The sequence below is a fragment of the Prevotella sp. P2-180 genome (assembly GCF_002251435.1).
Lineage (GTDB): Bacteria > Bacteroidota > Bacteroidia > Bacteroidales > Bacteroidaceae > Prevotella.
This window is the reverse complement of record NZ_NPJI01000013.1, coordinates 246,456-260,148: the sequence shown is the minus strand read 5'-3', so window position 1 is coordinate 260,148 and position 13,693 is coordinate 246,456. Positions and strand designations below refer to the sequence as shown.

The 13,693-nt window shown below is 47.1% G+C and carries 9 protein-coding genes; all 9 read left to right on the top strand.

Annotated elements, in window-relative coordinates; translation table 11 throughout:
- The first annotated feature begins 4 nt into the window (after positions 1-4).
- On the top strand, positions 5-1,921 hold the full coding sequence (locus tag CIK98_RS02150; protein ID WP_094382638.1) for an alpha-glucuronidase: 1,917 nt from the start codon (positions 5-7) through the stop codon (positions 1,919-1,921).
- 237 nt (positions 1,922-2,158) lie between these two features.
- On the top strand, positions 2,159-2,755 hold the full coding sequence (locus CIK98_RS02145) for a hypothetical protein (protein ID WP_094382637.1): 597 nt from the start codon (positions 2,159-2,161) through the stop codon (positions 2,753-2,755).
- Between the two features lie 174 nt (positions 2,756-2,929).
- Positions 2,930-5,236 (top strand): hypothetical protein, encoded by a 2,307-nt coding sequence (locus CIK98_RS02140; RefSeq protein ID WP_094382636.1) that lies wholly within the window; start codon positions 2,930-2,932, stop codon positions 5,234-5,236.
- A 28-nt stretch (positions 5,237-5,264) separates the two neighbouring features.
- Positions 5,265-6,380, top strand: coding sequence for a hypothetical protein (locus tag CIK98_RS02135; RefSeq protein WP_141210366.1), 1,116 nt, complete (start codon positions 5,265-5,267; stop codon positions 6,378-6,380).
- Positions 6,381-6,449: 69 nt separating this feature from the next.
- Positions 6,450-7,187, top strand: a complete 738-nt coding sequence (locus CIK98_RS02130; RefSeq protein WP_094382634.1) for a BrxA family protein — start codon at positions 6,450-6,452, stop codon at positions 7,185-7,187.
- A gap of 1 nt (position 7,188) precedes the next feature.
- Complete coding sequence (locus CIK98_RS02125; protein WP_094382633.1) at positions 7,189-7,740, top strand: hypothetical protein; 552 nt, start codon at positions 7,189-7,191, stop codon at positions 7,738-7,740.
- A gap of 16 nt (positions 7,741-7,756) precedes the next feature.
- A complete protein-coding gene (gene brxC / locus CIK98_RS02120; protein ID WP_094382632.1) occupies positions 7,757-11,404 on the top strand; it encodes a BREX system P-loop protein BrxC in 3,648 nt (1,215 codons plus the stop codon).
- A gap of 15 nt (positions 11,405-11,419) precedes the next feature.
- Positions 11,420-12,868: an AAA family ATPase gene (locus CIK98_RS02115; protein ID WP_094382631.1), complete on the top strand. Its 1,449-nt coding sequence runs from the start codon at positions 11,420-11,422 to the stop codon at positions 12,866-12,868.
- Entirely contained in the window at positions 12,855-13,685 is an 831-nt protein-coding gene (locus CIK98_RS02110) for a hypothetical protein (RefSeq protein ID WP_094382630.1), read from the top strand. The genes CIK98_RS02115 and CIK98_RS02110 overlap by 14 nt, the downstream gene beginning before the upstream one ends.
- The last annotated feature ends 8 nt before the right edge of the window (positions 13,686-13,693 follow it).

Sequence of the window (13,693 nt, the reverse complement as noted above, 5' to 3'; positions counted from 1 at the left end):
AAACATGAAGAAAACATTGATTATGGCTCTATGCCTCACACTCTTTGCTGGCTATGCCTATGCGGAAGACGGCTCGGCACTATGGCTAAGGGCCGCTTACAACAAGACAAAGGCTTTCAAAGCCTCATTCGACCCTAAGTACAAAAACTCTGTCGTGGAAAAAGCCGCTGACGAAATCAACAGATACTGGAAGGGAGACGAAGTGAAACTCATTGTAGACAACAGCCTCACTCACCTGAAAGACGGATTCACAATTGACAAGGGCACCATAAAGGCGGCAAAGCCCGTGGGACTGTATTACGGAGCTCATGAACTGATACGAAGACAGGAAAGCGGAACTGACTTGAAGACAGGCGACTGCATACCTGCATTCGGACTGAGAATTCTTAACCACTGGGACAACCTCGACCTCACCATAGAGCGTGGATATGCAGGAAAGAGCATCTGGCTTTGGGACGAGATTGAAGGCGCTTCGGCTAAAAAGATGAAATGCTCTGAGTCGCTCAGAACAAAGATCGAGGCATACGCAAGGGCTAACGCATCGATAGGCATCAACGGATCTGTGCTAAACAATGTAAACGCCTCGCCGAAAATGCTTTCAAGGGAATATATCAACAAGGTGAAGGTGATTGCAGACATACTGAGAGAATATGGCATAAAAACCTACCTCTCGGTCAACTTCGCCTCGCCTATGGTCATAGGAGGACTGAAGACTGCCGACCCACTCGAACCTAAAGTGGCAAAATGGTGGAAAGCAAAAGCTAAGGAAATTTACTCTATCATACCTGACTTCGGTGGTTTTCTCGTGAAGGCTAACAGCGAGGGACAACCGGGACCGGGCGACTACGACCGCACTCATGCAGACGGAGCCAATATGCTGGCTGACGCAGTGAAGCCATACGGCGGCATTATCATGTGGAGATGTTTCGTTTACGGAAACAAGCATAAGGGTGAAGACCGTGTAAAACAGGCTGTTACGGAATTCCTGCCCGTTGACGGAAAATTCCGTCCTAACGTCATTCTACAAAGCAAGAACGGACCGCTCGACTTCCAGCCCCGAGAGCCTTACGCTCCTGTTTTCGACGTAATGAAGAAGACACCGCTGATGGCTGAACTGCAAATCACACAGGAGTACCTCGGACAAAGCATACATCTTGTATACCTTGCACCAATGTGGAAGGAGTTTTTCCAGTTTGTAAAGCCTGAGTCTCTTGTGGGCATTGCAGGAGTGGCAAACATTGGCGACGACGCAAACTGGTGCGGCCATCACTTCTCACAGGCTAACTGGTATGCCTTCGGCCGACTGGCATGGAACCCGCTACTGTCGTCGGAGGAAATAGCCAAGGAATGGCTTTGTCAGACTTTTTCACACGAGAAAGACTTTGTGGAGCCTATGACAACAGTGATGACAGAAAGCCGTGAGGCATGCGTGGACTATATGATGCCCCTTGGCCTTCATCACATCTTCAAAGGCGACCATCACTATGGTCCTGAACCCGACGGCAACCAGCCACACTTCCCTGACGAGTGGAAACCCGTTTACTACCACAAGGCAGACCGCCAAGGCATCGGTTTCGACCGTTCCAGCCGTGGCACTGACGCAGTAAGCCAATACCGTGAACCGTTCCGCAGCCAGTACGATAATCCTGCCACCTGCCCTGAGGAATACCTTCTCTGGTTCCATCACCTGCCTTGGAACTATCGCATGAAGAGCGGCCGCACGCTATGGGCTGAGATGACTTATCTCTACAACCGTGGCGTGTCGGCAGTGGAAAGCCACATCGCCACATGGCATCAGATGAAGCCCTTTGTAGACAGCCAACGCTTTGAAGAGGTAGACCAGCGACTGAAGCTTCAGGAAGAGAACGCCCGTCTATGGCGCGACACCTGCCTTGGATACTTCCGTCAGTTCGCCGAATGATTGTCTTAAAAAATCAAAACTTTACAGGATAGGCGGGTGTCTCACCCGCCTATCCTTAGCCTGTAGATTTCAATTAAGGCGGGAAAGTAAAGAAAGTAATTATATTTGGAATGTGTTCAACTATTTAGGAATTAAGTTAATTTTTTACTAAAATATTTGGTCAAATTAATATTTTTCACTACCTTTGCCATTGAAAGGGTGAAGCACCCCTCTGTTTAATTAAAACTACATAAGACAATGGCTATTATAAAACCAAACGGAACACTAAGCGGCAGGGTAGGCGAACTTGTCTACCAATACCAAAAAGGAATGCTCACCGTGAGGCAAAGACCTGCCTCATATCGAGACAAGAAAACCGAAGTCCAACTCGCACAACGGGATAAGATGAAAGCGGCACAGCAACTATATCGCATCGTGAAAGAGGCGGTTAGAGGATGCTTTGAGTTCAAGAAAACAAACCAGCGTGACTGCGACTGCTTTATGAGCGCCAACATTCTTGAACTCGGTATAGTGGCGCAAGGTACACTGCCTACGCTCGGATGCAGGTTTGAAGACTGTCATGCCGTGTGTGACATCATTCAGGAAGACTGGAAGGAAGGAGACGTGCTTAGATTTGTGAGAGTGGAAAATGATAAAGTAAAAATTGAAGACAAAATCATTAATTCACCATTACAGGACAAGATAGAGGAAACAGTGGAGGAAGACGGATTTTACTGCTGGATCCATATCAGGCAAGGAAGGAAATATACCCATGTCTCGACACAAAAACTGTGCCAAAACACTCCCAAAACCCTACCTCAAGTAGGCTCTGCCTCCACTCTGCCTCCGCTGTGACTCTATACCAAAGTCGGTGTAAGTCTATACCAAAGTCGGTGTGGGTCTACTCAAAACGCCAAAATAGCCTATTTTTCCACCGAATTTGGTATTTTGGGACAACGGAACGGCATAAGAGAGACGACAGGCCATATATGTAACCAATAAAATCATAACACACATAAATAAAAAAAAATGGACAAAAAGCTAATATTAAATCATTTGGACTTCAAATATCCGGAAAAGCATATCAAAATGTATTTTTCTGCCAAAGACGATGAAAAACACTGTAGCGACAAACTCGACACCCTGCAGCAGACGCCGAAGGAAGTGATAGACATCTTCGGACAACAGGGTGGCTTCAATCTCGGGAAGCAACCGGTATTCGTGGGCTACAACTTTCGTTTTGACGGATTTGAGCCAGTGGACATCGACCTTTCAAAACCAGAAAACGCCACGTTCATGAGACGCTATTACCGTCATGAACTGAAAAGGGTTCTCAGCAAGCACGACGAACTCATCATAACAAAGCCGCGCATCACCGACGACCTACAGGTATGGAAACAGGCAGAAGGCGAGGTGCGCACAGTGAAATACAAAGGAAAGGATGTGAGAATTTGGGTTATGGACCGATTCTCGCTGAAGGTGCGACACGACTCGTTCAACCAGTGCCCATACATCATGGTGACCTACGACCGTCCCGCACTGCTCTTCAACGCCCCGCTAAGCATGCTTCTCGACGACGACGGCAGCGACCCGTTAGGACAGTCTAACGACCGTGTGACAGCCGATATGCTGCGACTCGTGATGACAAGACGGGAATATACCGATGAACATGGCAAGACACACGTGAGACGTAACATCGACAGCCTCGAGCATCTGCAGAGACACAACATAGGCTACGACCCCACAACCACAAGAGCCGTGGTTACAAAAAAGCTGAAACAAATACTGGCACTCGACCACGAGGCAAACAAGAAAACGGACGAGAGCCGATACGTGAAATACAAACAAAAAATCACGGACTTCCAAAAAAGATATCTGCTCGACAACGAACTAAGGAAGGTGTTCATCGACCTGGCGGACAACTTCCGTGAGGTCAACCCGCTACAAGTGGGGCAAGTGGAAGAAAGCAAAAGGATGCTGGTGTTCGGACACAACACTAAAGAACTGCGCCAACAACGCGGCATCAACAATGGGCCGGCAAGAATAAGTCCGCATGTGGCAGTGAAGCTCATTGCCATATACCCGATATCTTTGGAAAGAAAGGTGGCAGAACTGATTGGCGGATTCAAAAACGGAAGCTACCCGAAATATGTCAAAAACAATTCGAACAAAGAAGTGGGTAACTTGGTGCAGAAAACCATGTCGCACTACATCGGCACACAGGTGGACTATGCCGACTCGGCCCTACACATCAAGTTCTGGAACGAAGCCAACCCTTTGCCAGAGATAAAGGCGAGACTGCAGGACGAACATTACCGCAACCTCGACAAAAACTCACAATACATAGGAATTTACGTCACGCCAATACCAAAATACTCAAGCGAGAAAAGCCAGAAAATGGTTTACTACAAGGTGAAGGAGGCATTCCTGAACCTTGGAATACCAACACAGTGCATAGAGGCAAAGAAGATGACAAGAGGCATGGACGGTGACATACAAAAAGGCAAGCTGAACTTCATATACACTATGCAGAACATGTCAGTGGCAATGTGCGCAAAACTCGAGGGAATGCCTTGGCTTCTCGACGAGACAAAGAAAAACGACCTGGTGATTGGCATCGGGGCTTTCCGAAGCGACGACAACATGCAGTATATCGGAGCGGCTTTCTCGTTTGACAACACCGGAGCGTTCAACAGCTACAGATATTTCGCAAAGTCGCAGCTGCGGGAACTGATGGGAGCCATCGAAGAGGCGGTGCTCGAATATGCCTCCATAAACAACAAGCCCGAGCAACTCGTCATACACTATTTCAAACAAGTGAGCCGGCGAAATGAGTTCCAGCCAATAGAAGACATGCTCCACAGCCTCAACCTCGACATACCCGTCTATATCATCACCATTAACAAGACGGAAGCGGAAGACGTGGTGGCTTTCGACCCAAACAGTACTTACCGCAACTACAAGCAGGAGGAGAAACCAAGCCTCATGCCATATAGCGGTACTTACATCAACCTCGGGAAAACGCGTGAAGGCAGGGCACGCTACCTGTTATACAACAACACCCGATACGACGACAACAACTTCTCCCCTACCGACGGTTTCCCTTTCCCCGTTAAGCTCACCGTCAACTGCAATACAAGGGCTGGCGAGCCAGACTCGCAAACCATAAAGACGCTCATAGGACAGGTATACCAGTTTAGCCGCATCTACTGGAAGTCGGTGAAACAACAAGGACAGCCAGTCACTGTGTCTTATCCGGCAATGATAGCCGAGATTATGCCACACTTCGACAATCCCACGGTTTACACCAACGCCAACTGCCTGTGGTTTCTTTAAGTGAACAACCGAAGAAAAAGTCATGAATATGAACAGGCTGAACACTATACACAACATCATCTACGGTTACTTGCGCCCATGGCACAGGGACAACCTAATGAAACCAGACGAATACTGGAAGGAGAAAACCGTGGACACGAAAAAGGAGACTCCGTTTAACAATAGCCTCTTTTTCTCCCCACGGCTGCGCTACTACCAGTCGCTGATAGACCTCGACATAGACCAATTCATTTCCGAGGCCTCAAAGACGGTGGAAACCACTAAAAGCGAAAACATCGCACTGCTCAAGATGAAGGACACGAGAGAGGCTGTTGAAGCCTTTGCCAAGGCTGCCATTACGGAACAACGCATGACCGGCATAATGCCCGATGACATTCTCAATGACAATGCCGACCTGTTTGAGCAACAGGACAAGAAAGAGACATTCATCATCATGGACTACATAATCGTGGCCCTCGCCCGCTGCTACTTCTCAATGCAGAACGTATGCAGCAAATCCCTGTCGGACGACAGGGCTCTCGACCTTGCCACCTTCTGCACCTCCATTCTCGGACGCCAGCGGCTCTCGTTGCTCTCAAAAATCACATCCGATAAAGAACTCATTGGCGACAGCAACACTCCAGCTGAGATAAAGAAAACGCCAAAAACAAAGAAAACCAACGACGACACCAATGCATACACTGTAAATTACAGTTATAGCGGCAGCGACAGACCTTTGAGACTTAATACTGTATTGAATATACTAATCACTGAAAAGTGGATAGAGGAAGACACCAGTCCCGACAAATTCTTCGACTTTTTCAGCAACAAGGTGTGGCACTGCAACATAAAGTGGACAGCCTCAGCCTCCGTGCTGAGCTCTTTCCTTGAAGAACTATCAAAACAGCCTTTCATTAAGCTACGCAAGGAGTGCACCATGGCACTGATTGCCAAAAACCAGTTTGGCAAGTCCTTCGACTACCGTGGCACCACCGACAAGCACAAAATAGAAATAATAAACACGTGTATCTCCATACTCAATCCAAAACTGAGGCTCTCTTCCTCCCCTGACTTCGATAACGATGACGACGCCCCATTTTTGAAAGCACAAATACGCGAAGCCGGCTTTGAAACCAGGAAAAATGGGCATTGGGGGAAAAAATAACAAAAAACTGTTGCCGTTTCAGATTTTTATATATAAATTTGCACGTAAAAATGTTCTTCACTTCGCAAAATGGATAAAAACAAGACGAAATACGATTCGGGGGTAAACATTATGGGTAGCATACCTGACTACAACGTGATGTTAGACTATGTCAGTGACACTTACGGAGTCACCGACGGAAGTGCCGGTGCATTCCAATTTCGGACAGAAAAATCTCTCAAACGGTTTGTCTCTGCCATTGAAGCTTGCATATTGAAGTTTCGCAACGACACTCACCAACAGATGTTCTTCGAGGCGATAGCCGATAAGGAGTTCTCTTTTTCAGAGCGCCTTATTATCCTTTTTTGGCAATTGACCTATTCCAACTGCCTTTTTTCACTTATCACCCGTGAGGTATTTATGAAAGCTGTCTATTCAGGGCGAATCACCATAATGGCAGATGAAGTCCTTGCCTTCCTTCGCTATGTGAAAGAGACGAATCCCGGGGAATTGCAATGGAGCGACGACACTCTGAAAATCTCTGCAAGCAAATACCTCACCATTATGAAGAAACTGGGACTTGCCGAGGGTACGACAAGGAAAACCATACAGCATCCGGTGATTACCCAAAGGCTTTTTGTGTATTTTGTCAGGTTTGCCATCACCGTATGCCCCGACAGTCCCACATTGGACAACCCGTATATGGTTTTTTCCTTCAGCGAGCGGCAGACCATTATTAGCCGCCTGAAGAAAATAGAAAATATTCCTTATTGGGACATCACCCAAATAGGCAACGACATCAAAATAGACATCAAAAAACAATCGTGATATGGCATCATCATTCATACAAGACCATAACAGACTTTTCGCCGACCTGTCGGCAGAACTGAACCGCGATCTCGCCCGCCTTTCGCAAGAAGCCAACGGCGGCAGGAGCATCCTCTTTGTTTATCCTCCAGAAGACGAGGAGAAATACATCGGGGAGGCACGCCGGAGATATACCGATGGCTATGAGTTCATCGACCTTCGTGAGGTGTTCACTGAGTTTGTTGACTCCAAGGGACTTGACAAATTCAGGCGGCAATATAAAAACATGGGGTCTGAGGTGTTTGTCAGCCAAAACTATACTACAGGAACCTTTTACTCTCATCTTATGACACGCTTGGTTGAGGTGGCAGAAAAAGGGGTGTCGCCCATATTGGTACATACCGGTGTGATATACAACATGGGATTCTCAAACCAGAATATCATGGAAGACCACAACGTGATGCAGTTCCGCAAGCCGTTGGTATTCTTCTATCCGGCCACGATGAGAAACGAAACAATATATTTCCTCGACAAGCAACCAGCCTCAAAGTATCGCTGCGTTGTCGTAAAATAACCATACCCAACTGATTATGACAAAGATAAAAGACATACTCTCCATACATTTGGAGGAAGACATAAAGAGCGTCATCGACCTCAACCAGCAAGACGACAAAAGTGTGATTGACGAACTCGATGGCTTTATCCTCACAGAGAGCCTCGCCAAGCACCTTGCTGACTTCTGCGATTTCTACGTCTCAAACACTTCCCAGCCGGGACTTTGGCTGAGCGGATTCTATGGTTCCGGCAAGTCGTATTTCTCAAAGATGATCGGTTTTCTGCTGAAAAACCCGGTATTGAGCGGCACTTCCATCCGCGACCGCTTTGCAAATAAGCTCATCGGTCTGCCTAATGCCAGCCTGCTGCAAAACAGTATCAACGAACTGGGACGCTCCAAGAACCACGTCGTGCTTTTCGATGCCGCCAAGACAACCGGCAACCATGGCATCTGTTATATGATGATGGGAGCATTCCTGAAATCGCTCAACCTGAACGACGACTGGGTTGGCATCGTGGAGTTTAACCTCATCATGAGCGGGCGTTACGAAGCCTTCTGCGACAAAGTAAAGGAGAAGTTCGGCGAGCCATGGACAGCACGGCGAAAGAACATGGACCTTGTGTATGACACACTTGAAGACACCATGCTCGACGGCTTTTGTTCAGAAAACGCCTATGACGAGATGCGTGATGCCGCCAAACAGCGCATACAGGACTATGACGCCAATAAACTTCAGGAAGACCTGACCCGCTATCTTGAGAAGAACCCAGACCTGAGAATTGTCTTCATGATTGACGAGGTGAGCGAAGCCATTGCCCAACAGAAGATAAACATCCTCGACCTTGAGGGAATGGCAGAGTCCATTGCCGCTCTCGGAAGAAAGATATGGACCATTGCCATTGCCCAGCTGCAGCTCGACGATGTCATCAATGGCACAAACGTCAACAAGAGTCTGCTCACAAAGATTATCGACCGTTTCCGCAACCGCATTCCAATAGCGGCAGAGGAAGTTGACACCATCATCCGCAAACGCCTTCTCGCAAAGACTGCTGATGGAAACGCTATACTTCAAGACTACTACAAAAAGAACAGCGGACAGATTAGCGACATCACCAACTTAGTAGGCACCGGATTGAAAAAGACCACCGACGCGAAGACATACGCCGACTATTACCCGTTCTATGAGCATCAGTTCAAGATGCTGCAATACTTCCTGTTCGGCACCCACAAGTTAGTAAAGACCCAGGTAGGCACCCGTGGTATGCTCATATCCGCTTTCGACGTGTTGAAGAAGGAGACCATGGCAGACAGGGACATCTTCGTCCATGTAAACGCCTCGCAACTGTGTCGCAATGCAGAAGAATCCGTGCCGGAGTCACTGCGCGCAAGATACAATCAGGCTGACGAACATCTGACGGACATAAAACTGAAGTTTGTCGTAGGCCACGACATGCTGCAGACCATCCACTTCCTTACCGAGTCGGGTGCCAAGACCACGGTGGAGAACATAAGCCGTGCATACGTCAACTGCCCCAACGACTACTTTACAGTATTGGAGGAAGTGAAAAAGGCTTGCAAGAGACTCGCCGACGACGAGATACTGATTCTCTCCGGCGACGAATACCGCATCACCAGCGAGACCCAGCAACGCATCTTTGAGATGATGGCAAACTACGACGGCATTGCCAACTACCGCATCAAGGGCGAGATTACCAAGGAGGTGAAGAAGATGCAACTCGTGCGTCAGGCCCAGACTATCACAGCCGACTCCGGCAATGTTACCTTCACACTACAGACCGACGGCGGCGAGCCTTTAAATACCGGAGGCAATCCGAATATGAAAGTCGTGTTCCACGACATCCTTAATGTCAAGCCTTCGCTTGGAGAATATGTTGACAAGGTGAAGGAAGAGACCCAGTCGGACAAGAATACAATCTGCGTCATTCCCTCGCCCGACTATGCGTCTGAAATACAGCAGGCAGCGGAAACCATCCTGCGCATCCTATACATCAAGGACGTGCCCAACCTCACGGACGAAGAAAAGAAGGTTGTGGCGGAAATAGTCGGTACGCTCGAGGACAAGACAAGACAGCTGGAGCAAGCCATAGTAAAGTCATACGACGAAGGCCGGTTGGTGTATCTATACAATGTGAGCATCATGCAACAACAGAGTGCCCCTCAGATAATCAAGGACACTGAGCTGAAGATGTACGACAATATCTATACCAAGCGTCTTGGCGGAACTCTCAAAGACTCCATTGCCCTGCAACTGCTGAAAGTGGGTGCCAACCAACTGCAGAACACCATTGGCTCACAGCCCGATTTCCAGTTCTTCGACACCTCGGGACAGTTCATTGGCGACCAGTTGCCTGTCATAACTGAGATAATGGCACACACGGCAACCTATAACAGCGGTGCCGATCTGGAGCGCGACCTTGGTGCGGCTCCCACAGGCTACACGTTCGGAACAATATTCTCCACACTTGCAGCACTCTTCCGTGCCAGCAAGATAATCATCAAATACAACAACCAGGAGTATCATTCCTGGCAGCAGGACGGAGCGAAAGAGCCTTTCATGACAGCTCGCAACTTCCAGCGGGCCTCGTTTAAGGCTGTAACCAAGAGCCTCGGCTATAACGAAAAGCGCGACATCGTTGACACCCTGAAGGACTGCAACTTCAAGCAACTCACGGGTAGCAACCTCAGCTACAACATGAACGACTTTGAGCTGGTGGATGCCATACGTCTTCTTGCTGTGACTGAGATACAGAAGGTGAACAATAACATCTGCAACGACGACGAGCGCGAACGGCTCTTCCGCCGCAGCATAGCCGCCAAGGATCTGCTGTTACAATATGCCAAGACAGTGACCGACACCAACTATTTCACCACGGCACGCACCTTCCTCAACGACAATGACAATGAGGAGTTCGTCAATGCTATAGACAAGATTGAGAAGGACATTCGTTTCATCAATGAAAACCTGAAGACAATAGAAGGACAGAAAAGCTATCTCCTTGACGTAAAGGACGAGATGGAGTTTGTAGGTATTCCGATGCAGGCTTTTGACACGTTGAACGAGCGTTACTCAAAGATGTTGGAGAGCGACCCTGTGCATAACTATCAGCAGATGCAGCAAGTGGTCCAGCAGGTGCGCGACCTCTACTACCAATACATGCAGCAATATGCCGAAAGCATGACCCAAGGGTATTGTGAACTCGACGGCAAGTTGGAGCAGGTGCGCAAGAAGGCGGAAGAATATCCCAAGGAGTGGAATGCTTCCCTCATTACCAAGCTCGATGACAAGCAGAAGACGTGTCGCCGCTACGCAGTGACAAAGATAGAGTTGAAGCACTACGACATCCGCTGCTGCCGCTGCCATCTGCAGCTTCGCGACATCGACAACGCCATCAAGATGCTGCCGCAGTTACAGACCGAAGCTGACGTGTTTGACACCGAAGTAAAGACTACGGCTTCAACGCCGCCGCAGCCTCCCACGCCAAGTCCAAGTCCCGGACCGCAGCCGCAGCCACAACCTCAGCCACAACCCACTGTACGCAAGCTACGCAGTCAGCTGCCCACCGGACAGCTGTCAGTGGCGCAGTACAAGCAATGGCTGAAACAGCAGTTGGCGATGGTCAACAGCTATGACGAGAAAGACATTTTGAAGTTTGACGAGTAAAAAACAATAGAAGATATGAAGATACAGACTCTTACAATATCCAACTTTAGGTGTTTCAAGCACTATCATCTTGAATTCACACCAGGCACTACGATAGTTATCGGGCGCAATGGTGCAGGTAAGTCAACGTTGATAGACGCTCTGAAAATTGCACTCAGTTTCATCTTTGCCAGCAACAAGGAACTGGGAGATGACTTCTTGTCAGCAGGAAATCCGTCTCTTTCCATCAATTCATTTGATGAGCATGACTTCCGAATGGATGAGGAAACACGAACTATCGCCCCAGATGCAGGTATCAAGGCTAAGGCTTCTTATAACGGCACAAGCCTTGAATGGGAAATCTACAAGCGTTCAACAGCCAATGCAGCCCTGTATTCTTCAAAATACAAAGAAGCATTTCGCACTTTCACTCATCAATGGAATGCCCGAAATGCAGATTTGCCATTGTTGGCATATATTTCCGATTCGTTTCCTCACAAGAACATAAAGGAAACGAAATACGCCATAGAGACAGTTTCCAAACCTACTATGCCACGCAACTTCGGTTATTACCAATGGGACTTGTCATCTGCGTGTACTTCAATATGGGAACTGCGCCTATGCAACAAACTTTCAGTATATATACAATATAAGGTGAAGCAAATGGAGCTTGTAGCGACTGGAGACAAACTCCGTGACAACGAGCCTCAATATCATGAGGTAAAAGAGGCGTTGCGTCAATTGAACGAAAGATATTCTGATTTGGAAGAGGAGGTACTATTTGTCACCAACCGCCTGAAGACTTTTTCTGAAAAACTTCCAAACTTGCAAGATGAAGGATATGTCATCAGCAACTTTTCTCCAGTCGCCTTAAAAGACGGATATGCCCTTAACCTTATATTCGACAATGGCAAGGAGTGTCTCCTCAAAAACCTCCCGGCAGGTTATTGCCGCCTATATTCCATCGTGCTCGACTTGGCATATCGCGAATATATCCTCAATGGCAACAAAGAGTCACAGGGAATCGTCATGATCGACGAAATCGACTTGCATCTTCATCCTTCTCTTGAACAAGAGGTTGTGGGATGCCTACAAAACGTATTCCCTTTGGTACAGTTTATACTTACTACCCACTCTGCTGCTGTTATTGCCAACCTTGACACGACGAAAAAAATAAGCGATGTAGAAACGAGAGAACTCATCAGTGCCAACCAGATTATATTCATGCAAGAAGACCAATCGGAAGCAAAGATACTCCCCGTAATATTCGGGTTAGACTACAACGCCGCACTTCGTGATTTTATGGGTAGCCCATCGCGTAGCAAAGAAATGAAAAAGAAGGGTGATGAATATCTGACCTATCTTTCTTTGGGGCTAACTAAAGAAGCTGATTCAATTATCAACAATTTGATTCAGTCTTTAGGAATTGAGCATAAATATGTAATGGAACTACAAGAAAAGGCGAAGGCGTATGAGGTACATTGATAAATTCGGGCATCATAAAGAAGCACTGGAAAAGAACATATTATATTTGAAGTCTATTTATAGCAGAAATATAACTTCTCCAGACCCTTCACCCGCCGACGGGAAGCGTTCCTATAAGTCATTTAAGAGATTTAAAAGACAATGGTTGCCATTACTTTTTGAAGAGCAGTCTGATTATGGAGCAAGCCGTTGCTGCTATTGTATGAGAAAACTTGGCAATCAAACCAGCGTGGAACATATTATACCCAAGTCTTTGTCTGGAGTGGAAGGACAGAGTCAGTATGTATATTATTCATCTTTTGCTTCTGCTATTAGAGACCATATTATTATGGCAGACCTGTTCGCGCAAAAAACATTTACTTCTGTCGATGAAATTGACAATGAATACCGTATGCCTCACACTACAGGTTTGTCAAATCTCGTTTTGTCATGTGATGGCAAAGGTGTTTTTGGATCTGATGGTTGTTGCTGCAATAATAAACGGAAAGACGATAAGATTATGCCAATTATGATAATGGAACAAGCTAACACTGATGTGAAATATGATCCTAATGGCATAATGACTATATCGTGTGACGACGGTTCTCTAAAGATGATAACAGACGAATTAAATTCTGACACATTAAAAGAAATTCGCTCTGTGTGGTATCATCTAAGTAAAATCAACAAGGACATATCCAATGCTTTATCAATGCCAATGAAAGAGCGTATTGAATGGTTTAAGGCCGCATACAACACCTCTAATTTTAGTACTCTGAAAGAGGATGTAAGAAGGTATAGTGGGTTTGGTGAAAAGGCCAATGCTGATACTTATTGAAAATTACT